Annotated in this window: 25 protein-coding genes; 4 read left to right on the forward strand and 21 right to left on the reverse strand. The window is 65.9% G+C overall.

Going from position 1 to position 21,703, the window contains the following annotated elements:
* Window positions 1-19: 19 nt before the first annotated feature.
* The 8 genes from ICJ04_RS11645 to rlmE all read right to left on the reverse strand — a co-directional run bounded on the left by ICJ04_RS11645 (window position 20) and on the right by rlmE (window position 7,152).
* Window positions 20-514 (reverse strand): CinA family protein, encoded by a 495-nt coding sequence (locus ICJ04_RS11645; RefSeq protein ID WP_188324410.1) that lies wholly within the window; start codon window positions 512-514, stop codon window positions 20-22.
* 30 nt (window positions 515-544) lie between these two features.
* Window positions 545-1,855 carry a ribosome rescue GTPase HflX gene (hflX, locus tag ICJ04_RS11650; RefSeq protein ID WP_188324411.1) on the reverse strand — a complete coding sequence of 437 codons (1,311 nt, stop codon included), beginning with the start codon at window positions 1,853-1,855 and terminating at the stop codon, window positions 545-547.
* Between the two features lie 14 nt (window positions 1,856-1,869).
* Window positions 1,870-2,148 carry an RNA chaperone Hfq gene (gene hfq / locus ICJ04_RS11655; RefSeq protein ID WP_188327310.1) on the reverse strand — a complete coding sequence of 93 codons (279 nt, stop codon included), beginning with the start codon at window positions 2,146-2,148 and terminating at the stop codon, window positions 1,870-1,872.
* Window positions 2,149-2,250: 102 nt separating this feature from the next.
* Window positions 2,251-3,204 carry a tRNA (adenosine(37)-N6)-dimethylallyltransferase MiaA gene (gene miaA / locus ICJ04_RS11660; RefSeq protein WP_188324412.1) on the reverse strand — a complete coding sequence of 318 codons (954 nt, stop codon included), beginning with the start codon at window positions 3,202-3,204 and terminating at the stop codon, window positions 2,251-2,253.
* Window positions 3,204-4,100: a dihydropteroate synthase gene (gene folP, locus ICJ04_RS11665; RefSeq protein WP_188327311.1), complete on the reverse strand. Its 897-nt coding sequence runs from the start codon at window positions 4,098-4,100 to the stop codon at window positions 3,204-3,206. The genes miaA and folP overlap by 1 nt, the downstream gene beginning before the upstream one ends.
* 92 nt (window positions 4,101-4,192) lie before the next feature.
* Window positions 4,193-4,378 (reverse strand): hypothetical protein, encoded by a 186-nt coding sequence (locus ICJ04_RS11670; RefSeq protein WP_188324413.1) that lies wholly within the window; start codon window positions 4,376-4,378, stop codon window positions 4,193-4,195.
* 125 nt (window positions 4,379-4,503) lie between these two features.
* Window positions 4,504-6,456 (reverse strand): ATP-dependent zinc metalloprotease FtsH, encoded by a 1,953-nt coding sequence (gene ftsH / locus ICJ04_RS11675; RefSeq protein WP_188324414.1) that lies wholly within the window; start codon window positions 6,454-6,456, stop codon window positions 4,504-4,506.
* Window positions 6,457-6,519: 63 nt separating this feature from the next.
* Complete coding sequence (gene rlmE, locus ICJ04_RS11680) at window positions 6,520-7,152, reverse strand: 23S rRNA (uridine(2552)-2'-O)-methyltransferase RlmE (RefSeq protein WP_188324415.1); 633 nt, start codon at window positions 7,150-7,152, stop codon at window positions 6,520-6,522.
* Window positions 7,153-7,217: 65 nt separating this feature from the next.
* Between rlmE and yhbY the strand changes: the two genes are divergently transcribed.
* Window positions 7,218-7,523 (forward strand): ribosome assembly RNA-binding protein YhbY, encoded by a 306-nt coding sequence (yhbY, locus tag ICJ04_RS11685; RefSeq protein ID WP_188324416.1) that lies wholly within the window; start codon window positions 7,218-7,220, stop codon window positions 7,521-7,523.
* 18 nt (window positions 7,524-7,541) lie between these two features.
* Window positions 7,542-7,916, forward strand: a complete 375-nt coding sequence (locus ICJ04_RS11690; RefSeq protein ID WP_188324417.1) for an Mth938-like domain-containing protein — start codon at window positions 7,542-7,544, stop codon at window positions 7,914-7,916.
* Between the two features lie 452 nt (window positions 7,917-8,368).
* On the opposite strand, the gene ICJ04_RS11695 is transcribed toward ICJ04_RS11690, so the two are convergent.
* From ICJ04_RS11695 to surE, 4 genes are read right to left on the reverse strand one after another with little or no spacing between them, the layout of a single operon-like run.
* Entirely contained in the window at window positions 8,369-9,151 is a 783-nt protein-coding gene (locus ICJ04_RS11695) for a peptidoglycan DD-metalloendopeptidase family protein (RefSeq protein ID WP_188324418.1), read from the reverse strand.
* On the reverse strand, window positions 9,148-9,762 hold the full coding sequence (locus tag ICJ04_RS11700; protein WP_188324419.1) for a YqaA family protein: 615 nt from the start codon (window positions 9,760-9,762) through the stop codon (window positions 9,148-9,150). The genes ICJ04_RS11695 and ICJ04_RS11700 overlap by 4 nt, the downstream gene beginning before the upstream one ends.
* 21 nt (window positions 9,763-9,783) lie before the next feature.
* A complete protein-coding gene (locus ICJ04_RS11705; protein ID WP_188324420.1) occupies window positions 9,784-10,461 on the reverse strand; it encodes a protein-L-isoaspartate(D-aspartate) O-methyltransferase in 678 nt (225 codons plus the stop codon).
* Entirely contained in the window at window positions 10,458-11,237 is a 780-nt protein-coding gene (gene surE, locus ICJ04_RS11710) for a 5'/3'-nucleotidase SurE (RefSeq protein WP_188327312.1), read from the reverse strand. Before surE ends, ICJ04_RS11705 begins: the two co-directional genes overlap by 4 nt.
* Window positions 11,238-11,436: 199 nt before the next feature.
* Here surE and ICJ04_RS11715 point away from each other — a divergent pair, with 199 nt between their 5' ends.
* Window positions 11,437-11,973: a Smr/MutS family protein gene (locus ICJ04_RS11715; protein ID WP_188324421.1), complete on the forward strand. Its 537-nt coding sequence runs from the start codon at window positions 11,437-11,439 to the stop codon at window positions 11,971-11,973.
* Window positions 11,974-12,115: 142 nt separating this feature from the next.
* On the opposite strand, the gene truD is transcribed toward ICJ04_RS11715, so the two are convergent.
* From truD to ICJ04_RS11760, 9 genes are all read right to left on the reverse strand, one after another.
* Window positions 12,116-13,135 carry a tRNA pseudouridine(13) synthase TruD gene (gene truD / locus ICJ04_RS11720; protein WP_188324422.1) on the reverse strand — a complete coding sequence of 340 codons (1,020 nt, stop codon included), beginning with the start codon at window positions 13,133-13,135 and terminating at the stop codon, window positions 12,116-12,118.
* The gene (ispF, locus tag ICJ04_RS11725) at window positions 13,132-13,629 is read right to left on the reverse strand and encodes a 2-C-methyl-D-erythritol 2,4-cyclodiphosphate synthase (protein WP_188324423.1); all 498 of its coding nucleotides are present in this window, start codon (window positions 13,627-13,629) and stop codon (window positions 13,132-13,134) included. Before ispF ends, truD begins: the two co-directional genes overlap by 4 nt.
* 34 nt (window positions 13,630-13,663) lie before the next feature.
* The gene (ispD, locus tag ICJ04_RS11730) at window positions 13,664-14,362 is read right to left on the reverse strand and encodes a 2-C-methyl-D-erythritol 4-phosphate cytidylyltransferase (RefSeq protein ID WP_188324424.1); all 699 of its coding nucleotides are present in this window, start codon (window positions 14,360-14,362) and stop codon (window positions 13,664-13,666) included.
* Window positions 14,359-14,706, reverse strand: coding sequence for a cell division protein FtsB (ftsB, locus tag ICJ04_RS11735; RefSeq protein ID WP_188324425.1), 348 nt, complete (start codon window positions 14,704-14,706; stop codon window positions 14,359-14,361). The genes ispD and ftsB overlap by 4 nt, the downstream gene beginning before the upstream one ends.
* A gap of 4 nt (window positions 14,707-14,710) precedes the next feature.
* Window positions 14,711-16,003 (reverse strand): phosphopyruvate hydratase, encoded by a 1,293-nt coding sequence (gene eno, locus ICJ04_RS11740; protein ID WP_188324426.1) that lies wholly within the window; start codon window positions 16,001-16,003, stop codon window positions 14,711-14,713.
* A 124-nt stretch (window positions 16,004-16,127) separates the two neighbouring features.
* A complete protein-coding gene (locus ICJ04_RS11745; protein ID WP_188324427.1) occupies window positions 16,128-16,484 on the reverse strand; it encodes a hypothetical protein in 357 nt (118 codons plus the stop codon).
* Window positions 16,481-17,311 carry a 3-deoxy-8-phosphooctulonate synthase gene (gene kdsA / locus ICJ04_RS11750; RefSeq protein ID WP_188324428.1) on the reverse strand — a complete coding sequence of 277 codons (831 nt, stop codon included), beginning with the start codon at window positions 17,309-17,311 and terminating at the stop codon, window positions 16,481-16,483. The genes ICJ04_RS11745 and kdsA overlap by 4 nt, the downstream gene beginning before the upstream one ends.
* A 93-nt stretch (window positions 17,312-17,404) precedes the next feature.
* Entirely contained in the window at window positions 17,405-19,069 is a 1,665-nt protein-coding gene (locus ICJ04_RS11755; protein WP_188324429.1) for a CTP synthase, read from the reverse strand.
* A gap of 353 nt (window positions 19,070-19,422) precedes the next feature.
* Window positions 19,423-19,647: a hypothetical protein gene (locus ICJ04_RS11760; RefSeq protein ID WP_188324430.1), complete on the reverse strand. Its 225-nt coding sequence runs from the start codon at window positions 19,645-19,647 to the stop codon at window positions 19,423-19,425.
* A gap of 164 nt (window positions 19,648-19,811) precedes the next feature.
* Between ICJ04_RS11760 and parE the strand changes: the two genes are divergently transcribed.
* On the forward strand, window positions 19,812-21,701 hold the full coding sequence (gene parE / locus ICJ04_RS11765) for a DNA topoisomerase IV subunit B (protein ID WP_188324431.1): 1,890 nt from the start codon (window positions 19,812-19,814) through the stop codon (window positions 21,699-21,701).
* Window positions 21,702-21,703: the final 2 nt, after the last annotated feature.

Genomic DNA, 21,703 nt, shown 5'->3' on the forward strand with positions numbered 1-21,703 from the left:
CGAGTGAGCGGCCAGCATCTCACAGCTGGGCGAGCATCCCGTGCAACGCCGCCGAAACGGTCTGCCGACGGATCGCGTCGCGGTCGCCGTGGAAATGGAACAGCTGTGCCTGCGCGTAGCCGCCGCGCCGCTTCCAGCCGATCCAGACGCTGCCGACCGGCTTGTCATCGCTGCCACCGCCAGGACCGGCGATACCCGTCACGGCGATCGCCACTCCCGCGCCGGAATTGATCAGGGCACCGGATACCATCTCCAGCACGGTCTCGCGACTGACCGCACCGAACACTTCCAGCGTCTGCGCACGGACACCCAGCAGGCGCTGCTTGGCTTCGTAGCTGTACACCACCATCCCGCAGTCGAAGAACGCCGACGAGCCGGCGATATCGGTCATGCACTTGGCGATCCAGCCACCGCTGCAACTTTCGGCGGTGACCAGCTGCAGCTGGGCGAGCCGCAGCGTCTGGCCCAGTTCGCTGGCCAGGGTGGCCAGCATGTCATCAGTGGGAACGGTCATGGCGATCCTGCGGCAAGGGGGCAGCCCACGCTACCACTCCGGCAGTTTCTCGGGCAGCAGCGCGCGGATCGGAGCACCGTCTTCACCGGCAGCGAGTTTCTCCGCCTCGGCGATCGGGATGTTGACCTGCAGCAACCAGCCATCTTCATCGCTTACTTCCTCGCCCACCACTTCCAGCTGATGCAGCTTGGCCCGCAATCGTCCCGCAGAGGGCGGCAGACGCAGCTCAGCCGTCACATGCTGCAGGCCGAGGCGCTGGCCCAGTACGCTCTGCAACAGCTCCAGGCCGCGCCCATCGCGTGCGGAAATCCACACGCGTTCGCGGCGCGACTCGTCCGGCACGCCATCCTGGCCGTCGTGGCGGACGTCGGCCCCGTCGATGCGGTCGATCTTGTTGAAGACCAGCAGTTGCGGCAGATCACCTGCCCCCACGGCGGTCAGCACCTCGTCGACCTGCGCGATGCGTTCTTCGCGGTGCGGATCGGCGGCATCGACGATATGCAGCAGGAAGTCGGCGTCGCGCGCCTCGGACAACGTGGAACGGAACGCCGCCACCAGGTCATGCGGCAGGTCGCGCACGAAGCCGACGGTATCGGCCAGCACCACGTTGCCGCCGGGCAGCACGATGCGGCGCACGGTGGGATCCAGCGTGGCGAACAGTTGGTCGGCCGCGTAAGCGTCCGCACCGGTCAGCGCATTGAACAACGTGGATTTGCCGGCGTTGGTGTAGCCCACCAGCGCCACGCGCGGCAGCTCGCTGCGCAGGCGCGCACGACGCATCTGCGTGCGCTGCACCTCCACTTTTTCCAGACGCTTCTGCAGCTGTTCGACGCGCTTCTGCAGCAGGCGGCGATCGGTTTCCAGCTGCGTCTCACCCGGGCCGCGCAGGCCGATGGAGCCACCGCGCTGGCGCTCCAGGTGGGTCCAGCCACGGATCAGGCGCGTGGACATATGCCGCAACTGGGCAAGCTCGACCTGCAGCTTGCCGTCATGACTGCGAGCGCGCTGGGCGAAGATATCCAGGATCAGACCGGTACGGTCGATCACCCGGCGCTCCAGGAATTTCTCCAGGTTGCGTTCCTGGCCCGGGCTCAACGCATGGTTGACCAGGATCAGGTCCGCACCGCTGGCGTCGGCCGCCGCCTTCACTTCTTCCAGCTTGCCGCTGCCGATCAGCGTCGACGGACTGGGCCGGTCGATGCGTGCCGTGATGGTGGCGGCGATGCTGGCACCCGCCGAGCGTGCCAGGTCACCGAACTCTTCCAGCACGTCTTCTTCCAGCTTGCCCATATGGGGCTGGATCAACAGGGCGTTTTCGCCCTTTTTCGAGCGATCAAACACGAACCACTCCAAGGTTATTCAATTGAGTCATCACCTGCCTGCTGGCCGTCCTCGTTGGACTGCACAAGACCGCCGCCCGGGCCCATCTTCACATTACGCGCTGGCACCACCGTGGAAATGGCGTGCTTGTAGACCATCTGGCTGACGGTATTGCGCAGCAGCACCACGAACTGGTCGAACGATTCGATCGTGCCCTGCAACTTGATGCCATTCACCAGATACACCGAGACCGGCACGCGCTCGCGCCGAAGTGCATTCAGAAACGGGTCCTGCAGCGATTGCCCCTTGGACATGGCTAACTCCTGATTATTGTTTTTATGGGTGTCGGCAGCTACCACGGCCCCCCAGCCAACCACCGACTTGCCGATGGTACACGGCAGGCGCACGGGACGCTTTCAGGACGGGACGAAGGCGGAGACCGCTGCAGCCATCCGCTGATGTTCTAGATGGGGATCGAACCAGCGCGCATCAAGTTCCCCGCGCAACCAGGTCAGTTGCCGTTTGGCCAGCTGGCGTGTGGCGAATATCGCCTTGTCACGGAAAGCGGCCGCATCCACGTGGCCATCGAGGAACTCCCAGGCCTGGCGGTAGCCCACCGCACGCACGGCGGGCAGATCCAACGGGCTGGGCACGGCGGCCATGGCGGGCAGCGCGCGCAGCGCATGCACCTCATCCAGGAAGCCTTGCGCCAGCATGGCGTCGAAGCGCTGCTCGATGCGCCGGTGCAGCACTGCGCGATCCTGTGGCGCCAGCACAAGCTTCAGCGTCCGCAGCGGCAACCTGCCCTCGCCCGGCTGGCGCTGCCAGTGGCTGATCGGCTGGCCGGTCAGCCGATGCACTTCCAGCGCCCGCTGGATACGCTGCGGGTCCGTTGCGTGGATGCGTGCGGCGGCCTGCGGATCGACCTTCGCCAGGTCAGCATGCAGGGCCGCCCAGCCGCGCTCGGCCGCCTCCGCGCTGAGCTGCGCCCGGGTGGCCTCATCGGCGGGCGGCATGGGCGACAGCCCTTCCAGCAGCGCGCGGAAGTACAGCCCGGTGCCACCGGCGAGGATCGGCAGCTTGCCGCGCGCGACGATGTCATCCACGGCGCGGCGGGCGGCGGTGGCGAACTCGGCGGCCGAGAACGCCAGCCACGGGTCACACAGGTCCAGCAGGTGATGCGGCGCCTGCGCGCGTTCGGCGGCGTCGGGCTTGGCCGACCCGATATCCAGCCCGCGATACACCAGCGCCGAATCGACGCTGACGATTTCTCCATCCAGCTGCTGGGCCAGCGCGATCGCGGTGGCGGTCTTGCCGCTGGCGGTCGGGCCCATCACCGCGATGGCAAGTGGCCGCCGATCGATTGCCATCAGTCTTCGTCCGGCCAACGGATGCTGGGCGCGGCGTCCTGGCGCACGGCAGGCACGGCCTGCACCGCCTGCCACAGCTTCAGGGCATCCACCGTGGCCGCCACGTCGTGCACGCGCACGATGCGCGCGCCACGCTGCACGGCGATCACGTGCGCCGCCACCGAGGCGGCGAGCCGCTCCGCGGGTACGTCGCGGCCGGTGATCTCGCCCAGCATGCGCTTGCGCGACAAACCGGCCAGCATCGGCACGCCCAGTTCGATGAAGCGTTCCGAGCGGGCCAACAACGTGAGGTTGTGCTCCAGCGTCTTGCCAAAGCCGAAACCGAGATCGACGATCAGGTTCTTCTTGGCGATGCCTGCCATTTCGGCGGCAAACAGCCGCTGCACGAGGAAACGATGTACCTCCGCCACCACGTCGTCGTATTGCGGGTCGGCCTGCATGCTGCCGGGCTCGCCCTGCATGTGCATCAGCACTACCGGAACGCCGGTATCCGCCGCGGCCTCCAGCGCGCCAGGCTGACGCAGCGCATGGATGTCGTTGATCATGCCGGCGCCCGCAGCGACGGCGGCACGCATCACCTCCGGCTTGAAGGTGTCGATGCTGATCGGCACAGCGGTGCGCGCCGCCAGTTGCTCGATGACCGGCAGTACCCGACGCAGTTCTTCCTCCAGCGGCACCGGCGCACTGCCGGGGCGGGTGGATTCCCCGCCGATATCGAGGAGGTCCGCTCCTTCTTCCACCAGTTTCAAGCCATGGGCTACCGCGGCGTCGGTACTGTCGTGCGCGCCGCCGTCGGAGAAAGAATCCGGGGTGACGTTGACGATACCCATCACCTGCGCACGGTCCAGCCGCAGAACACGACCGGCGCAATCAAGCTGGGGGGAGATGTCGAACAAGGCGGACCCTCGGGCGTAGTAACGGCCGCTGGCCGTGAACAGGAAATTCAACCGATCCGCCTGGCATGCCGCGGCGCGACCAGCAGGGGGAGTCAGCGCTTGCGGCGCTTGCGATCCACGTACAGCGTCTTGCCGATGCTCAGCACGATACCCAGCGCGATACCGACGCCGCAGCCCAGCAGCAGGTTGTCCATGCCCAGCCCGACGGCCACGCCGACGACGGTGGCGATGACCATTTCGGTGGTGTGGGAAATCGGCTCGGGAGGGGGCGTCGACATGAGGCATCCGGGGGTGGAAGGAACGTCGTCCTATTGTCCCGCACCGGCCCGCCCCGTGCACGGAACACATGAACGGAAAAGGCCGGGTTTCCCCGGCCTTTTCCTGCACGATCATGCTTGGCGGATCAGATCTGCTCGGCCGGCCCACTGATCGGCGGCACCGGGCGGGCGTCACCGCCCTTGTCATTGTTGCCGCCATCCTTGTTGTCGCTGTTGTTCGGCGACTTGGCCCAGCCCATCGGCGGCGGCGGATCGCGGCCCTCCATGATGGCGTCGATCTGCGGCGCGTCGATGGTCTCGTACTGCAGCAGCAGCTGGGTCATCGCGTGCAGCTTGTCGACGTTGGCGGTCAACAGCTCGGTGGTACGGGCATACGCCTTGTCCAGGATGCTGCGCACCTCTTCATCGATGCGGCGCGCGGTGTCGTTGGACACGCTCTTGTGCTGGGTGACCGAACGGCCCAGGAACACCTCGTCGTCTTCCTCGCCATAGGCAATCGGACCGAGGGTCTCGGACAGGCCCCACTTGGTGACCATGTTGCGGGCCATCTTGGTGGCACGCTCGATGTCATTGGAGGCACCGGTGGTGACCTTGTCGGCACCGAAGATCAGCTCCTCGGCCACGCGACCACCGTACAGCGAACACAGCTGCGAATTGATCGCCACGCGGTTGATCGAGTACTTGTCGCCTTCCGGCAGGTACATGGTCACACCCAGCGCACGACCGCGCGGAATGATCGTGACCTTGTAGACCGGATCATGCTCGGGCACCAGACGGCCGACGATGGCGTGGCCCGCCTCGTGGTAGGCGGTGAGCGTCTTCTCTTCTTCGCTCATGGCCATCGAGCGACGCTCGGCACCCATCAGGATCTTGTCGCGGGCACGGTCGAAGTGGTCCATGCGGACTTCCTTCTCACTGTTGCGCGCGGCAAACAGGGCGGCCTCGTTGCACAGGTTGGCCAGGTCGGCACCGGAGAAACCAGGCGTACCGCGGGCGATTACCATCGGCACGACATCGTCGGCCAGCGGCAGCTTGCGCATGTGCACCTTGAGGATGTGCTCGCGGCCCTTCACGTCGGGCAGGCCGACCACGACCTGACGGTCGAAGCGACCCGGACGCAGCAGCGCCGGATCCAGTACGTCCGGACGGTTGGTCGCGGCAATGACGATCACGCCTTCGCCGCCTTCGAACCCGTCCATCTCGACCAGCAACTGGTTGAGGGTCTGCTCGCGCTCGTCATGACCGCCGCCCAGGCCGGCGCCACGATGGCGACCGACGGCGTCGATTTCGTCGATGAAGATGATGCACGGCGCGTGCTTCTTGGCCTGCTCGAACATGTCGCGCACGCGGCTGGCGCCGACGCCGACGAACATTTCCACGAAGTCCGAGCCGGAGATCGAGAAGAACGGCACCTTGGCTTCGCCGGCGATGGCTTTCGCCAGCAGCGTCTTGCCGGTACCGGGCGGGCCGACCATCAGCACGCCGCGCGGAATCTTGCCGCCCAGCTTGGTGAACTTCGACGGATCGCGCAGGAAGTCGACCAGTTCGCCGACTTCTTCCTTGGCCTCGTCGCAGCCTGCCACGTCGGCGAAGGTGACCTTGACCTGGTCTTCGCCCTGCAGCTTGGCCCGCGACTTGCCGAAGGACATGGCGCCCTTGGCGCCGCCGCCACCGCCCTGCATCTGGCGCATGATGAACAGCCAGAAGCCGATGATCAGGATGACCGGCAGGAAGTTCATCAGGATGGCGCCCAGCGAGATGCCGCTGGACGGCTCCTGCTGGACGATTTCCACGTTCTTGGTGCGCAGCACGTTGATCAGGTCGCGATCGAACGGCGCGGTGATGGTGGAGGTCTGGCCGCCACGGGTGGTGTAGGTGATTTCGTTGGTGCCGCCGCGCATGTCGCCGGCGAAGGTCACCTTCTGTACCGTGCCGCTGTCCACCTGGTCCAGGAACTGCGAATACGTGGCACCCGGAGCGCCCGCACCACTGGTCTTGGGCGAGAAGCTCTGGAATACCACCATCAGCACGACGGCGACGACCACCCATAGCAGGAGGTTCTTGGTCAAGTCGTTCATCCTCATTGGCTCCGGTATTCCTCTTGTGCTGGGTGGCGCGTGGGTACTGCTTGCGTGTCGAGCTTACTTGATCGTGGCGCGCTTGCCTTGTCCGAGGGCATAGACCTCGGGGGAGCGCTTGCGTGAGGCGTCCGGCTTGCGGATGGAGACCTTGTCGTACCGCCGGCGCATTTCACGCACGTAGTCGTCAAAGCCTACCCCTTGGAACAGCTTGATCAGGAATGCCCCACCGGTCTTGAGGTGGTTGTCGGCGAAATCCATGGCCAGCTCTGCCAGGTGCATCATCCGCGGCTGGTCCACCGCATCCATTCCACTCTTATTGGGGGCCATATCGGAGAGCACAAGGTCCACCGGCTGCTCACCGACCATTGCCTCGAACTGCGATAGGACGGTTTCTTCCCTGAAGTCGCCGTGAAGGAAGTCCACGCCGGCCAGCGGCGGCATCTCCAGAATGTCCAGTGCGAACACCCGACCGGTATCGCCCATCTGTCGGCGGACCTGCTGCGACCAGCCACCGGGCGCCGCGCCGAGGTCCACGACCAGCATGTGCGGCTTCAGCAGCCGGTCACGTTCGAGCAGCTCTTCCAGCTTGTAGGCGGCGCGCGAGCGCATACCCTCGGCCTGCGCCTTCTTCACATAGGGGTCGGAGAAGTGTTCTTTTAGCCAACGCTGGCTGCTCTTGCTGCGGGAAACCATAGTAAATACAGCCGGGTGGGGTCGCCATGATACCCTGAACCCCCCAAGTCACAGCGCTTTCCTGCATGTCCACTGCCCTGACCGCATCCCAGACCCGTTTTCTTCGCGGCCAAGCCCACGACCTCAAAGCCCTGCTCCAGATTGGTGGCAAAGGCGTGACCCCGGCCTTCCTGGCCGAGCTGGAAGAGGTGCTGGAGCGCCACGAACTGATCAAGGTGAAGGTGGGTGCGGAAGATCGCGAAGCCCGCGACGCCATGATCGCCGAGCTGGTGACCACGACCGGCAGCACCTTGGTGCAGCGCATCGGCCACGTCGCCGTGCTGTACCGCCCGAGCAAGGAAAACCGCCAGATCGTGCTTCCGCGCGGTTGATCGGAGCCCCGTCCCCGTATGCAACTCAGTCACGAAGCGCCTGATTACGCCTACACCCTGCGGGGTGCGGATGGTCATTCGGCGCGCATCAACGATCGCGAGCTGGCCAGCAGCTTCATCGTCACCCCCCAGGTGCTGGTGGAGGACTGGCCGGTCGCTTCGGTGGCCGCGCTGACGGTCGCCCATCTGGAGCAGATCCTGGCACTGGAGCCGGTGCTGATCGTGCTGGGCACCGGTGCCCGTCAGGTATTTCCGTCACCGCAGCTGATGGCCACGTGCCTGTCGCGCGGTATCGGCCTGGAAGTGATGAACAACCCGGCCGCCGCGCGCACGTTCAACATCCTCGCCGGCGAAGGCCGCAAGGTCGCCGCCGCGTTCATTCTCGAGCGATGAGGGTTGGCCGCTGAGAGCGGCTTTCGGCCATGGGTTCTGTGTTGGGCGAGGGGGAACGCCCCTGTGCGGGACACGCACAAGTACGTCCATGTAGCTCTTCGCGGCTCCTGCCGCTCAAGGTCCCGCCCAGCGCCCTTCCCCCTCACCCCGACAGTCCGCCGGTGGCCGGGGAAAAAGAAAAAAAGCAAAAGCAAAAGCAAAAGCAGAGCCAATCCAACGATCGGCTGCTTTGCGTTTGCTTTGCTTCGCTTTGCTTCGCTTTTCTTTCTCTCCCCGCCGAGGGGATGTGTCGAAGGCGGGTGCCGGCGGGGCAGATGGGACCGTTGGAGCCCATGGATGGGCGGAAACGAGCCTACATGGACGTACTTGCGGCGGGTCCCATCTGTCCCGCCGGCACCCGCCCGCCGCCAACCCCCACAACCGACTCGGCAACCGCTCTCAGCGGCGACACCTCAGCGCGCTGGCAGGTACTGCTGGGGATCGACCGGCTTGCCGTTGTAGCGGATCTCGAAATGCAGCATGTCCCGGTTCGCACCGGTGCGCCCCATCTCGGCGATCTGCTGACCGGCCTTCACGCTCTGTCCCTCATTGACCAGGCGCTTGCGATTGTGACCATAGGCCGACAACCACTGCTCGTTGTGCTTGACGATGATCAACTCGCCATAGCCCACCAGGCCGGCACCGGAATACACCACCACGCCATCGGCGGCAGCCTTGACCGCCTGTCCGCTGGTGCCGGCGATGTCCACGCCCTGCTTGGTCGTTTCACCCGCCACGTAGCGGCCCACGACCGCGCCGTCGGCCGGCCAGCGCCAGCTGACATTGCTGCGCACCGGGGCCACCGTGGACACCGGCGTGGTCGTGGTCGTCGTGCCACCCGAAGGCCGCGGCGCCGTGACCACCGTGGTCGGCACCCGACCGCCGCCCGCACCCTGCGGATACAGCCGGATGATCTGCCCCGGATAGATCGTCGAGGGATTGGACAGGCTGTTCCAGGCAATCAGGTCGGAGGGCGTGATGCTGTGGATGCGCGCAAGGGCATACACCGTATCGCCCTTCTGTACGCGCACGGTCTTGCCCGGCTGCGCCACCGAGGTCTTCGGCGTGGACGAGGCCCCGCCGCTCCCGCCACCGGACGGACGCACCACGGTGGCCGTGCCGCACGCGGTCAGCGCGGACAGCGCCATGGCCAGCGCGCCCAGGCGCAACCCCCTGTTCAAACAATCAGCACTCATGCGAACTTCGACCTCCATACAAGCCAGGCCACCATCGCCACTACCAATGCAGTAGCGATCCAGCCCAGCGGTTCAATCCAGCGACGCAACGCCGCTTCAGCGCGCGCTCCACCGATGCGGATGACGGCGGCCAGCACGAATACGCGCTTGCCGCGACCAATCAGCATGCTCAGCAGATACTGCGGCATCGGAACACCGACGATACCCGACGCCCATGTGAAGACCTTCATCGGGATCGGCATGAAGCCGCCCAGCACCAGGAACGTGAACACCGCCCACGGCGAATCGGCCATCTTTTCCTGCACGACCGCGATACCGCGTTCGATGCCCGGCAGCATGCCCATCGTATCCAGCAACGGCTTGACCGCCTCGTAGGCGAAGTGACCCAGCGCATAGCCCACCACCGCGCCGACCATCGAGCCGGACAGGCTGAGCGTGGCGAACCACCAGCCGCGCTTGGGCTGGGCAACGCACATCGGGGCAAGCATCACTTCCGGCATCACCGGGAAAATGATCGCCTCGATGAAGCTCAGCACCGTCAGGTAGGTCGGTGCCCGCTCATGGTTGGCCCACTTCAACGCCCGCTCGTACAGCGGCCCAAAGATCTTCATGAATGCCCTGCTCCGTGAAATTCAGTCAAGCATGCCAGACAGCAACGGGACGAAGGTGACCGGCGCCAACACGGACTGCGTGATGCTGCCATCCTCCAGCCGGTCCAACTGCACCAGCGACTGCGCGCCCGGGCCGCCGACCGGCGCGACCAAGCGTCCACCGACCGCCAGCTGTTCCACCAGCGCGTCGACCAACGCAGGCGCTGCAGCAGTCACCACGATCGCATCGTACGGGCCATGCTCCGGCCAGCCCACGCGGCCGTCATCGTGCTTGGTACGGATGTTCATCGCCAGCGAACGGAAGCGCTTGCGCGCCTGGCGCAGCAGGTCGCCGATCCGCTCCACGGTGAACACCTCCAGGCCTACGGCACCGAGCACGGCCGCCTGATAGCCCGAACCGGTGCCGACTTCCAGCACATTCTTCGGTGCGACCTGCAGCACCGCCTCGGTCATCCGCGCCACGACCCACGGCTGCGAAATGGTCTGCCCATGGCCGATCGGCAGCGCCGTATCTTCATAGGCACGCGAGGCCAGCGCTTCGTCGATGAAAAGGTGACGCGGCACGACGCGGATGGCGTTGAGGGTCGCCTCGTCCACGATGCCCGCCTCACGCAGGCGCTCGACGAGTCGGTCACGCACCCGCTGGGAGGTCATGCCGATGCCGACGGCTTCCGGCTGCAGGCGCAGGCGCTGGCTCATGCCGGTCGGCCCAGCGCGGCAGTCAGCCCACCTACCCAGCTGGCAACGTTCTCCAGCGCCTGGTAGCGGGTCAGGTCGACTTGGATCGGGGTGATGGAGATGAAGCCGGTACGTACCGCATGGAAGTCGGTGCCGGGACCGGAGTCCTGTTCACGACCGGCCGGGCCGATCCAGTACACCGTGTTGCCGCGCGGGTCTTTCTGCGCGATGCAGCCTTCGGCGCGATGGCGGTTGCCCAGACGCGTGACCTCGAATCCCTTCACTTCGTCCCAGGGCAGGTCGGGCACGTTGACGTTGAGAATGGTGTCGGCCGGCAACGGATCGGCCTTCAACTGCGCGACGATCTCCACTGCCGCTCGCGCCGCCGTCTCGAAATGCTTCGGCTCATGGTTGCGGCTCACCAGTGACACCGCGACCGCGGGCAGGCCCAGGTGGCGGCCCTCCATCGCGGCGGACACGGTGCCGGAATAGATCACGTCGTCGCCCAGGTTGGCCACGTTGTTGATGCCGGAAACCACCATGTCCGGCTCGTTGTCCAGCAGGCCGGTCAGTGCCAGGTGCACGCAATCGGTAGGCGTACCGGCGACCGAGACGGTGGAGGGGTCCAGGCGCTTCACGCGGATCGGCAGGTCCAGCGTCAGCGAATTGCTGGCACCGGAGCGATCACGGTCGGGCGCCACCACGGTGACCTCATGGCCCGCTTGGCGCAGGACAGACGCCAGCATGCCGATACCGGGGGCGTCGACGCCGTCATCGTTGCTGACCAGGACCCGCATCTGCGTTTTAACCACTTGATCGTTCAAGACTTCTGCTTCCATCACTGCTGACATGGACATGTCGCGGCGCTCCCCCCGGCGCATGCCGCAACCTCGCAAGTGCGTTCTGTATTGTGCCGCAAGCCGCCCCCATGGCCTACCCTGCCATGGGTCATTGGACAGCGCTCATGGCCGGGGCCGCATGCGGTAATCTGTGAGCATGTCGCATCCGCATGACGAAGATCCTGCCGAACTGTTCCGCTCGGCCATCGGCGAGATCACGCCGCTGCGCAAGGTCAGCGAGCCGGCTCCGGCCGCCCCGAAGCCGCGCCCGCGTGCGCGCATGGCCGAACGCGACGACCAGGAAGCACTGGGGGAGTTCGCCCGCCTGCTGCGGGCAGGGCCGCCGCTGGATGCCGGCGACGCGCTGAGCTACCGCCGTGACAACCTGCCCCCGCGCATGTTCCAACGACTGAAGAAGGGCCAGTACTCGGTACAGGACGAGCTGGACCTGCACGGCGCCACGGCCGCCCAGGCCGAAACCCTGCTGCGCCAGTTCCTGCTGGAAGCGCACGCCCACGACCACGGCTGCGTCCGGATCATCCACGGCAAGGGCCTGCAGGCCGACGGCGGCGCCCCGGTGCTGAAGAACCTGGTCGACCGTCACCTGCGGCTGCGCAACGACATCCTCGCCTTCCACTCGGCCCCCGCCGGCCAAGGCGGCACCGGCGCGGTGCTGGTATTGCTGGCGCGGTAGAGCAAAAAAAAGGGGACGGAGGGGATTAAGTCGCTCAAAAAGGGGACGGAGGGGGTTAAGTCGCATTTGGCCCACGCGTGGGCCAAATGCGACTTAACCCCCTCCGTCCCCTTTTTACTTAATCCCCTCCGTCCCCTTTTTTTCAGCTGACGGGGCCGAGTTCCTGCAGGACGGCCGTCGCGTAGCAGCCCGGCGGCAGGGCGAAGCTGAGCTCCAGCACGCCTTCTTTCAGCCACTGGTGCTGCAGCAATGCCGGACGCAGGCGCAGTGCGCGGCGCTCGTGCTTCAGTCCTTCCGCTTCCAGCCCTGCGCGCAGCGCCAGCGACTCCTCGTCGCTGATCGCAGCCAGTTCGAGTTCGCGTGCGGCATCGGTGCTGCGCAGTTCGCCAGCACCCCACAACGGGCCGCTGGGATGGATGTCGAAACGCGCCAGGCGCTCGGCCAGCACGTCGGTCCAGGCTTCCGGACCGAATACGCTGCGGCTGCCGTCCAGCATCCATACCTCGCCGTCCAGCGGCTGATCCCAGCTGCCCTGCTCCACGCGCGCGGCCAGCACGCGGTTGAACAGCGCCGAGCGGGCAGCCGACAGCAGCAGCGAGCGCTGGTCCTTGCGCATGCGGCGGCCACCGAACATCGCCAGCGCCGCCGGCACGTTGCCACCGTCACGGCCGAACCGCTGCTCACCGAACCAGTTGGGAATGCCGCGCACGGCAATCTGCTGCAGCCGCTCGTCGATGGCCTGCGGATCGCCGTCCACCTCGCGCAGTACCAGTTTGAAGCGGTTGCCCGCCAGTGCGCCACGCTGCAACTTGCGGTTGTGCCAGGTCGACGACACGACCTCCACTTCGTCGCTGGCCAGCAACGCCAGGTCGGGGGCCACGCGCTTGGGCAGGTGCACGCTGAAACGCTGCGTGGTCACCGCATGGCGGTCCTTCATCCCGGCGAAGCTCACTGCCATTTCCGGCAGTCCCGCCCATTTCGCCAGCAGCGTGGCCACGTGCACGGTATTGGCACCGCGCTTGCGTATCTCCAGCAGCAGGTGTTCGCCCTCGCCGGTCGGCTCGAAGGCAGGCAGCTCGTCTACCTGGAAATCTTCCGGCGTGGTGCGGATGCGGGCGTTGGAAAACAGCGGCGCACCGAAGGCCAGCGGCAACGGAATCATGCCGCCACCAGCAGCACGATGGCCTGGGCGGCAATGCCTTCGCTGCGACCGGTGAACCCCAGCTTCTCCGAGGTGGTTGCCTTGATGCTCACTGCATCCAGCGGCAGTTGCAGCAGTTCGGCGATGCGCTCGCGCATGGCCATCGCATGCGGCCCGACCTTCGGGCGCTCGCAGATCACGGTGATGTCGGTGTTGCCGACCTGCCAGCCACGCGAGCGCAGCAGCGCATCGCAGTGGATGACGAAATCACGGCTGTCGGCATCCTTCCAGCGCTCGTCGCTGGGCGGGAAATGCTGGCCGATGTCGCCCAGCGCCAGGGCACCCAGCATGGCATCACAGAGCGCGTGCAGGATGACGTCGCCGTCGCTGTGTGCGAGCACGCCGGCACTGTGCGGCACGCGCACGCCCCCCAGCATGATGTGGTCGCCCTCGCCGAAGGCATGGACGTCGTAACCCTGGCCGATGCGGACAGGCGGGAAAGGAAGGGTGGTCATGGGTGATGCCTTTGCAATGCCACGCGCGGCTGGATCAGCCGGCGCGACGGGAGAGTACGAATTCGAAGCGGTCCAGGTCGGACGGCGTAGTGACCTTGAAATTGTCCTCGCTGCCTTCCACCAGCAGCGGGCGCTGGCCCTGGCGCTCCATGGCCATGGCATCGTCGGTGACCTCGACCCCGGCAGCGGCGGCCTCTGCCAGCGCGCGGCTGAGCTGGTGACGGCGGAACAGCTGCGGCGTCAACGCGCGCCATAACCGTGCACGCGGCTCGGTGCCATCGATGCCACCGTCATCGCCTGCACGCTTCAGCGTGTCGCGGACCGGTGCGGCCAGGATCGCGCCGACCGGATCGGCCCGCCCCACTTCCAACAAGCGGCTGAGGTCGACCAGTGCCAGGTTCGGTCGCGCCGCATCGTGCACCAGCACGAACTCATCGGCACGCACGCTGTCCGGCAGGGCCTGCAGACCGGCCAGCACGGAGTCCGCGCGGGTAGCCCCACCAACGCAGGTCAACACCGGCTTGCCCGCCCATTCGGTCCAGCCTGGCCAGTCGACATCATCCTGGCTGATGACCACCATCGCGCCGGCCACGGCCGGGTGCACCAGCAAGGCGTCCAGCGTGTGCGCGATCACCCTCTGCCCGCCAGCCTCCAGGTACTGCTTCGGCAGGGCAGCGCCGAAGCGCGCACCCCGACCGGCGGCAGGCACCACCACCCAGATCGCCGCGCTCATGGCACGTCCGCCGGGTGCTCGACTACGGGTACTGCGGCGGGCGCCCGCACCGGGGCCACCGGCGCATCTTCCACCACGCGGTAGAACTTCTCGCCGGGCTTGATCATGCCCAGCTCGCTGCGCGCGCGCTCTTCGATGGCGGCCTGGCCATCCTTGAGGTCCTGCACTTCCGCAGCCAGCGCATCATTGCGCTGCTGCAGACCGTCGTTATCGCGGTTCTGGTGCTCGACCTGGGCCTCCAGGGTCATCACTTCCCCTGAATTGCCCGGGCCGAACCAGAAGCGGTACTGCAACCATGCCAGCAGCAGGGCCAACGCCAACAGCACCCACCGCCAGTTGCGCATGGGATCAGCGCTTCAGCGAAACGAAAGCGTCGCGACCGGCGTAGCGCGCACCGGCACCCAGCGCTTCTTCGATGCGCAGCAGCTGGTTGTACTTGGCCACGCGGTCGCTGCGGCACAACGAACCCGTCTTGATCTGGGTCGCCGTGGTCGCGACGGCGATGTCGGCGATGGTGGTGTCTTCGGTCTCACCGGAACGGTGCGACACGATGGCGGCATAGCCGGCACGGTCGGCCATGGCGATCGCTTCGAGCGTTTCGCTCAGCGTGCCGATCTGGTTGACCTTGATCAGGATGGCGTTGGCGGTGCCCGAATCGATGCCTTCCTTGAAGATGCGCGGATTGGTCACGAACAGATCGTCACCCACCAGCTGCACGGTCTTGCCGATGCGGTCGGTGAGCAGCTTCCAGCCTGCCCAATCGTTCTCCGCCAGACCGTCTTCGATGGTGATGATCGGGTACTGCGCGGCCCAGTCGGCCAGGAAGTCGACGAACTGATCCGAGGTCAGGCGCTTGTTCTCGCCCACCAGGTTGTACTTGCCGTTCTCGTAGAACTCGCTGGACGCCACGTCCAGGCCGAGCAGGATGTCTTCACCGGCGGTGTAGCCGGCCTTGCCGATCGCTTCGAGGATGGTGTCGAGCGCTTCGACGTTGCTGCGGAAGTCCGGCGCGAAACCGCCTTCGTCGCCGACCGCCGTGCTCAGGCCATGGCCCTTCAGCACCGACTTCAGCGAATGGAAGATTTCCGTACCGGCACGCAGGCTTTCGGAGAAAGACGTGAAACCGACCGGCAGCACCATGAACTCCTGGAAGTCCACGTTGTTGTCCGCGTGCGCGCCGCCGTTGATGATGTTCATCATCGGCACCGGCAACGACGGGGTGACGCCGGTCTTGCCGGCCAGATACTGCCACAGCGCCTGCTTGTTGGAAGCAGCGGCGGCATGCGCGGCGGCCATGGAAACACCCAGCAGCGCGTTGGCGCCCAGGCGGCCCTTGTTCTCGGTTCCGTCCAGATCGATCAGGCGGCGGTCGAGGCCTTCCTGGTCTGCGGCATCGAAACCGGTCAGCGCGCCAGCGATCGCGCCGTTGATGTTCTCCACGGCCTTGCGCACGCCCTTGCCCAGGTAACGGGTCTTGTCGCCGTCACGCAGCTCCACCGCTTCCTTGGTGCCGGTCGAGGCGCCGGAGGGCACGGCGGCACGACCGAACGAACCGTCCTCCAGGATGACGTCGGCTTCCAGCGTGGGGTTGCCACGGCTGTCGAGGATTTCACGGGCGTGGATGCTGCGGATCGTACTCATGGGCTGGCCGGTTACCTGTTTGTAGAGGGATGCGACAAAAACGAATGCCGCGTGATTATCCCCGCACACCGGTCAGATGCCAAATCGGCGCGCAGGGCAGCGGTGACACCACCCCGCGCAGCGTTCAGGACAGCAGCGCAGGCAACGCCAGGCAGGCCACCAGCAGCGTCAGCAACGCAAGCGCTGCGACACCACCTGCTGGCCGTTGCGGCAAGCGCAGCGAAAGCACGCTGGCGATCAGGCAACCGATCACCACCAACCCGCCAAACGCCACGGTGATGAACAGGGGAACGCGGGTGGCGCGCATGGCATGGTCGCCGTCGCCGGGCATGCCGACGCTGGCCGCCACCAGGAATGCCAGGGCGAACAGGCAGATCCAGGCCGCAATGGACAGCGCCAACGCCGTCCAGCCCCAAGGCCACTGGCGCCAGTGCCGCCGCTGGCGGCGCGCATCCAGCGCCGCCCACGGGTCCTGACTCATGCGAAGCGCGAGAACCCGTGCTTCTTGGTCACGGCATCGAGTTCCATCAGGGTTTCAAGCAGCTCTTCCATGCGGTCCAGCGGCCAGGCGTTCGGGCCGTCGGACAATGCCTTGGACGGGTCCGGGTGGGTCTCGGCGAACAGACCCGACACACCCACCGCGACCGCGGCACGCGACAGCACCGGCACGAACTCGCGCTGGCCACCGGAGCTGTTGCCCTGCCCGCCCGGCAACTGCACCGAATGGGTGGCATCGAACACCACCGGGCAGCCGGTATCGCGCATCACCGACAGCGAGCGCATGTCGCTGACCAGGTTGTTGTAACCAAAGCTGGCGCCGCGCTCACAGACCATGATCTGCTCGTTGCCGGTCGCCTTGGCCTTCTCCACCACCGGCTTCATGTCCCAAGGGGACAGGAACTGACCCTTCTTGATGTTCACCGGCTTGCCAGCGGCGCAGACCTTGGTGATGAAGTCGGTCTGCCGGACCAGGAAGGCCGGGGTCTGCAGCACATCGACCACCGAGGCCACTTCGTCCATCGGGGTGTATTCGTGCACGTCGGTCAGCACCGGCACGCCGATCTGCTTCTTCACCTCGGCCAGCACCTTCAGGCCTTCTTCCAGGCCCGGGCCACGGAAGGACGTGCCGGAGGTACGGTTGGCCTTGTCGAAGCTCGACTTGAAGATGAAGTTGACGCCCATCCGCCCGGTGATTTCCTTCAGACGCCCGGCAACGTCGAGCTGCAGCTGCATCGACTCGATCACGCAGGGGCCGGCGATAAGGAACAGGGGCTGGTCCAGCCCGACCTCGAATCCACACAGTTTCATGGCATTTCCTTGGTAATTGCGCGGTGCCGACAGGGCCGGCAGGCAGCAGGGTTTTCAGTGCCGAAGATGGGGGCGGCTCGCCCCCGCTGCAAGTCAGGCGTTTGCTTCGGCCAGCGGCTGGCCACCGGCCTTGCGCTCGCGCGCGGCCCGGATGAAACCGATGAACAACGGGTGCCCCGCACGCGGCGTGGACAGGAATTCCGGGTGCGCCTGGCAGGCCAGGAACCACGGATGTGCACTGCGCGGCAGCTCGACCACTTCCACCAGCGTGTCGTCCATCGACTTGCCGGCGATCACCAGGCCGGCGTCTTCCAGCTGGGTACGGTAGCGGTTGTTGAACTCGTAGCGGTGGCGATGACGCTCGGACACCACGTCCTGCCCATACAGCTCGCGGGCCAAGGTGCCCGGCTTCAGGCGCTGTTCCTGCAGGCCCAGGCGCATCGTGCCACCCAGGTCGCTCTTGTCGTCGCGCTTTTCAACGTCGCCGGTGGCGGTACGCCATTCGGTGATGAGGCCGATCACCGGGTTCGGCGACTGGCGGTCATTTTCGGTGCTGTTGGCGCCTTCCAGGCCGACCACGTGGCGTGCGTAATCCACCACCGCGGCCTGCATGCCGTAGCAGATGCCGAAGTACGGCACCTTGTGCTCGCGGGCGTATTGCGAGGTCAGCACCTTGCCTTCGAAGCCGCGGTCGCCGAAGCCACCCGGCACCAGGATGCCGTCGACATCGGCCAGCGCGGACATGTCGCTGCCTTCCAGCTCCTGTGCTTCCAGCCACTTCAGGGTGACCTTGGTGCGCTGGCGCAGGCCACCGTGCTTGAGCGCTTCGCCAACGGATTTGTACGCGTCCTGATGGTCGACGTACTTGCCGACCACGGCGATGGTGACCGCATCGAGCGGGTTCAGCGTCGCATCCACTGCGTCTTCCCACATCGACAGATCCACCGGACCGACTTTGTCGGCCAGCTTGAACTGGTTGACCACGATGTCGTCCAGGCCCTGCGCATGCAGGCCCATCGGGATGCTGTACAGCACGTCCACGTCCGGCACGCTGATCACCGCGCGCTCGGAGACGTTGGTGAACTGGGCGATCTTGCGACGCTCCGAATCCGGCACCGCCTGCTCGGAACGGCACAGCAGCACATCCGGCTGGATGCCGATCGAGCGCAGTTCCTTCACCGAATGCTGGGTCGGCTTGGTCTTCAGCTCACCGGCAGCACTGATGTAAGGCACCAGGGTGAGGTGCATGAACAAGGCTTTTTCCGGGCCGCGCTCGGTGCGCACCTGGCGGATCGCTTCCAGGAACGGCAACGACTCGATGTCGCCGACCGTGCCACCGATCTCCACCAGTGCCACGTCGAAGCCTTCGGTCGCTTCATCGATGCAACGACGGATCTCATCGGTGATGTGCGGGATGACCTGCACGGTGGCGCCAAGGTAGTCGCCGCGACGCTCCTTGCGGATCACGTTCTCGTAGATGCGGCCGGTGGTGACCGAATTCTTGCGGCTCAGGCGCGTGCGCACGAAGCGCTCGTAATGGCCCAGATCCAGGTCGGTCTCGGCGCCGTCATCGGTGACGTACACCTCGCCGTGCTGGAACGGGCTCATGGTGCCCGGGTCGACGTTGATGTACGGGTCGAGCTTCATCATCGTGACCTTCAGGCCACGCGCCTCGAGGATGGCGGCCAGTGACGCGGCGGCAATGCCTTTGCCGAGCGAGGACACCACGCCGCCGGTTACGAAAATCAAGGGAGTCATGGCTGCAAGCATCCTGTATTGAATTGGAAAACGGCCGCACTCCCCTGTCCCGAGGGGCAGGGGGTGGGCTGGAAGGGGGTTTTCCGGTTCGCTGGAGCAGCGAGGGAGCGGGCGGTGCGATGACCATCGTGCGAGGTCAGCTTGGCCGTGCCGGTCATGGAGACCGTCACCTGCGCCCAGCCTTGCTGGCCGCCATGCATGGCCTTGCCAGTCCAATCGCTGATGGTGGACACGCACTACTCCCGGAAAGCGATAGTTTACAGATTGAAGCGCCCAAGCCCAAGGGGGCGCCGTCAACCGGCCAAAAAGAAAGCCCCGGCAATGCCGGGGCCTGGTTACCGAAACAGCGGACGTCAGCGCTTCTTGCGCGCCTCTTCCTCTTCTTCTTCGCGCGGCGGCGTCTGCTGGCCCTTGGCCTTCAGTTCCGCGTTGGCCTGCGCACGGCGCTTGGCCTTGGCGTCCGCCTCGGCCTGCGCGGCGTTGGCCTGATCACCCTGCGGCGGTGCGTTCTGCGCCATTGCCAGTGGCACGGCAACCACGGCAGCAGCGATGACAGCGATGGTAAGCAGCTTCTTCATGGAGTCCTCCTCGCGGTATCGACCCGGAAACGGGGGGTGCTGGCGTCCTTTTCCCAGCTGTGACCATTTTAGCGCCCCGCCGGCCCTGCCAGATGAACCGCAGGCGTGCAAAATACCCGCCCAGACCGCACACTTGCGCGTCGCTCCAACGCTTTGAAATATAGATGAACGCCCGCTATAACGCCGCCGATATCGAAGTCCTGTCCGGCCTTGACCCCGTCAAGCGCCGCCCCGGCATGTACACCGACACCACCCGCCCGAACCACCTGGCGCAGGAAGTGATCGACAACTCGGTGGACGAAGCGCTGGCCGGCCACGCCCGTTCCATCGAGATCACCTTGTACAAGGACGGCAGCGTGGAGGTCAGCGATGACGGCCGCGGCATGCCCGTGGACATCCACCCGGAAGAAAAGATTCCGGGTGTGGAGCTGATCCTGACCCGCCTGCATGCCGGCGGCAAGTTCAACAACAACAATTACACCTTCTCCGGCGGCCTGCATGGCGTGGGCGTGAGCGTGGTCAATGCACTGTCCACCCTGGTGGAGCTGCACATCAAGCGCGAAGGCGCCGAGCACCGCATCACCTTCCGCAACGGCGACCTGGCCTCGCCGCTGGAAGTGGTGGGCAGCGTGGGCAAGAAGAACACCGGCACGCGCCTGCGCTTCTGGCCGGACCCGAAGTACTTCGACACCCCCAAGTTCGCCGTACGTGCCCTCAAGCACCTGCTCCGCGCCAAGGCAGTGCTGTGCCCGGGCCTGACCGTGAAGCTGACCGACGAGGCGACCGGTGAGGTCGATACCTGGCATTACGAAGATGGCCTCCGCGATTATCTGAAGGTCGAGCTCGGCGAGCGCGAGATGCTGCCGACCAACCTGTTCGTCGGCCACGTCAAGAAAGAGAACGAGATCGCCGACTGGGCCGTTGCCTGGATGCCGGAGGGCGAGCTGGTCCAGGAAAGCTACGTCAACCTGATCCCGACCGCCCAGCACGGCACCCATGTCAACGGCCTGCGCACCGGCCTGACCGAAGCCCTGCGCGAGTTCTGCGACTTCCGCAACCTGCTGCCGCGTGGCGTCAAGCTGGCACCGGAAGACGTGTGGGACCGCGTGGCTTTCGTGCTTTCGGTGAAGATGACCGACCCGCAGTTCAGTGGCCAGACCAAGGAACGCCTGTCCTCGCGCCAGGCCGCCGGTTTCGTCGAGGGCGCCGCCCACGACGCCTTCAGCCTGCTGCTCAACCAGAACGTGGAGATGGGCGAGCGGATTGCGCAGCTGGCCATCGAGCGCGCCAGCGCCCGCCTGAAGACGGAAAAGCTGGTGGTCCGCAAGAAGGTCACCCAGGGCCCTGCCCTGCCCGGCAAACTGGCGGACTGCATCAGCCAGGACCTGTCGCGCACCGAGCTGTTCCTGGTGGAGGGTGACTCCGCAGGCGGCAGCGCCAAGCAGGCGCGTGACAAGGATTTCCAGGCGATCATGCCGCTGCGCGGCAAGATCCTGAACACCTGGGAAGTGTCGTCCAACAGCGTGCTGGCGTCGGAAGAAGTACACAACCTGGCCATCGCGATCGGCTGTGACCCGGGCAAGGACGACATCAGCGGCCTGCGCTACGGCAAGGTGGTGATCCTGGCCGACGCCGATTCCGACGGCCTGCACATTGCGACCCTGCTTACGGCGCTGTTCCTGAAGCACTTCCCGGCGCTGGTCGATGCCGGACACGTGTTCGTGGCGATGCCACCGCTGTTCCGCATCGACGTGGGCAAGCAGGTGTTCTACGCGCTGGACGAAGAAGAGAAGCGCACCATGCTGGACAAGATCGAGCGCGAGAAGATCAAGGGCGCGATCAGTGTCACCCGCTTCAAGGGCCTGGGCGAGATGAACCCGCCGCAGCTGCGCGAATCGACCATCCATCCCGATACACGCCGCTTGGTGCAGCTGACCATCGACGACGGCGAGATGACCCATTCGCTGATGGACATGCTGCTGGCGAAGAAGCGGGCATCGGACCGGAAGGGGTGGTTGGAGACCAAGGGCGACCTGGCGTCGCTGGAAGCCTGAAC

Origin of the sequence: Stenotrophomonas sp. 169 (genome assembly GCF_014621775.1) — a bacterium.
GTDB lineage: Bacteria > Pseudomonadota > Gammaproteobacteria > Xanthomonadales > Xanthomonadaceae > Stenotrophomonas.

Bases quoted from the DNA above. Each gene is read 5' to 3' on its own strand.
- ICJ04_RS11645 (WP_188324410.1), bottom strand. From the start codon at position 514: ATGACCGTTCCCACTGATGACATGCTGGCCACCCTGGCCAGCGAACTG.
- hfq (WP_188327310.1), bottom strand. From the start codon at position 2,148: ATGTCCAAGGGGCAATCGCTGCAGGACCCGTTTCTGAATGCACTTCGG.
- miaA (WP_188324412.1), bottom strand. From the start codon at position 3,204: ATGGCAATCGATCGGCGGCCACTTGCCATCGCGGTGATGGGCCCGACC.
- ICJ04_RS11670 (WP_188324413.1), bottom strand. From the start codon at position 4,378: ATGTCGACGCCCCCTCCCGAGCCGATTTCCCACACCACCGAAATGGTC.
- ftsH (WP_188324414.1), bottom strand. From the start codon at position 6,456: ATGAACGACTTGACCAAGAACCTCCTGCTATGGGTGGTCGTCGCCGTC.
- rlmE (WP_188324415.1), bottom strand. From the start codon at position 7,152: ATGGTTTCCCGCAGCAAGAGCAGCCAGCGTTGGCTAAAAGAACACTTC.
- yhbY (WP_188324416.1), top strand. From the start codon at position 7,218: ATGTCCACTGCCCTGACCGCATCCCAGACCCGTTTTCTTCGCGGCCAA.
- ICJ04_RS11690 (WP_188324417.1), top strand. From the start codon at position 7,542: ATGCAACTCAGTCACGAAGCGCCTGATTACGCCTACACCCTGCGGGGT.
- ICJ04_RS11695 (WP_188324418.1), bottom strand. From the start codon at position 9,151: ATGAGTGCTGATTGTTTGAACAGGGGGTTGCGCCTGGGCGCGCTGGCC.
- ICJ04_RS11700 (WP_188324419.1), bottom strand. From the start codon at position 9,762: ATGAAGATCTTTGGGCCGCTGTACGAGCGGGCGTTGAAGTGGGCCAAC.
- ICJ04_RS11705 (WP_188324420.1), bottom strand. From the start codon at position 10,461: ATGAGCCAGCGCCTGCGCCTGCAGCCGGAAGCCGTCGGCATCGGCATG.
- surE (WP_188327312.1), bottom strand. From the start codon at position 11,237: ATGCGGGTCCTGGTCAGCAACGATGACGGCGTCGACGCCCCCGGTATC.
- ICJ04_RS11715 (WP_188324421.1), top strand. From the start codon at position 11,437: ATGTCGCATCCGCATGACGAAGATCCTGCCGAACTGTTCCGCTCGGCC.
- truD (WP_188324422.1), bottom strand. From the start codon at position 13,135: ATGATTCCGTTGCCGCTGGCCTTCGGTGCGCCGCTGTTTTCCAACGCC.
- ispF (WP_188324423.1), bottom strand. From the start codon at position 13,629: ATGACCACCCTTCCTTTCCCGCCTGTCCGCATCGGCCAGGGTTACGAC.
- ispD (WP_188324424.1), bottom strand. From the start codon at position 14,362: ATGAGCGCGGCGATCTGGGTGGTGGTGCCTGCCGCCGGTCGGGGTGCG.
- ftsB (WP_188324425.1), bottom strand. From the start codon at position 14,706: ATGCGCAACTGGCGGTGGGTGCTGTTGGCGTTGGCCCTGCTGCTGGCA.
- eno (WP_188324426.1), bottom strand. From the start codon at position 16,003: ATGAGTACGATCCGCAGCATCCACGCCCGTGAAATCCTCGACAGCCGT.
- ICJ04_RS11745 (WP_188324427.1), bottom strand. From the start codon at position 16,484: ATGAGTCAGGACCCGTGGGCGGCGCTGGATGCGCGCCGCCAGCGGCGG.
- kdsA (WP_188324428.1), bottom strand. From the start codon at position 17,311: ATGAAACTGTGTGGATTCGAGGTCGGGCTGGACCAGCCCCTGTTCCTT.
- ICJ04_RS11755 (WP_188324429.1), bottom strand. From the start codon at position 19,069: ATGACTCCCTTGATTTTCGTAACCGGCGGCGTGGTGTCCTCGCTCGGC.
- ICJ04_RS11760 (WP_188324430.1), bottom strand. From the start codon at position 19,647: ATGAAGAAGCTGCTTACCATCGCTGTCATCGCTGCTGCCGTGGTTGCC.
- parE (WP_188324431.1), top strand. From the start codon at position 19,812: ATGAACGCCCGCTATAACGCCGCCGATATCGAAGTCCTGTCCGGCCTT.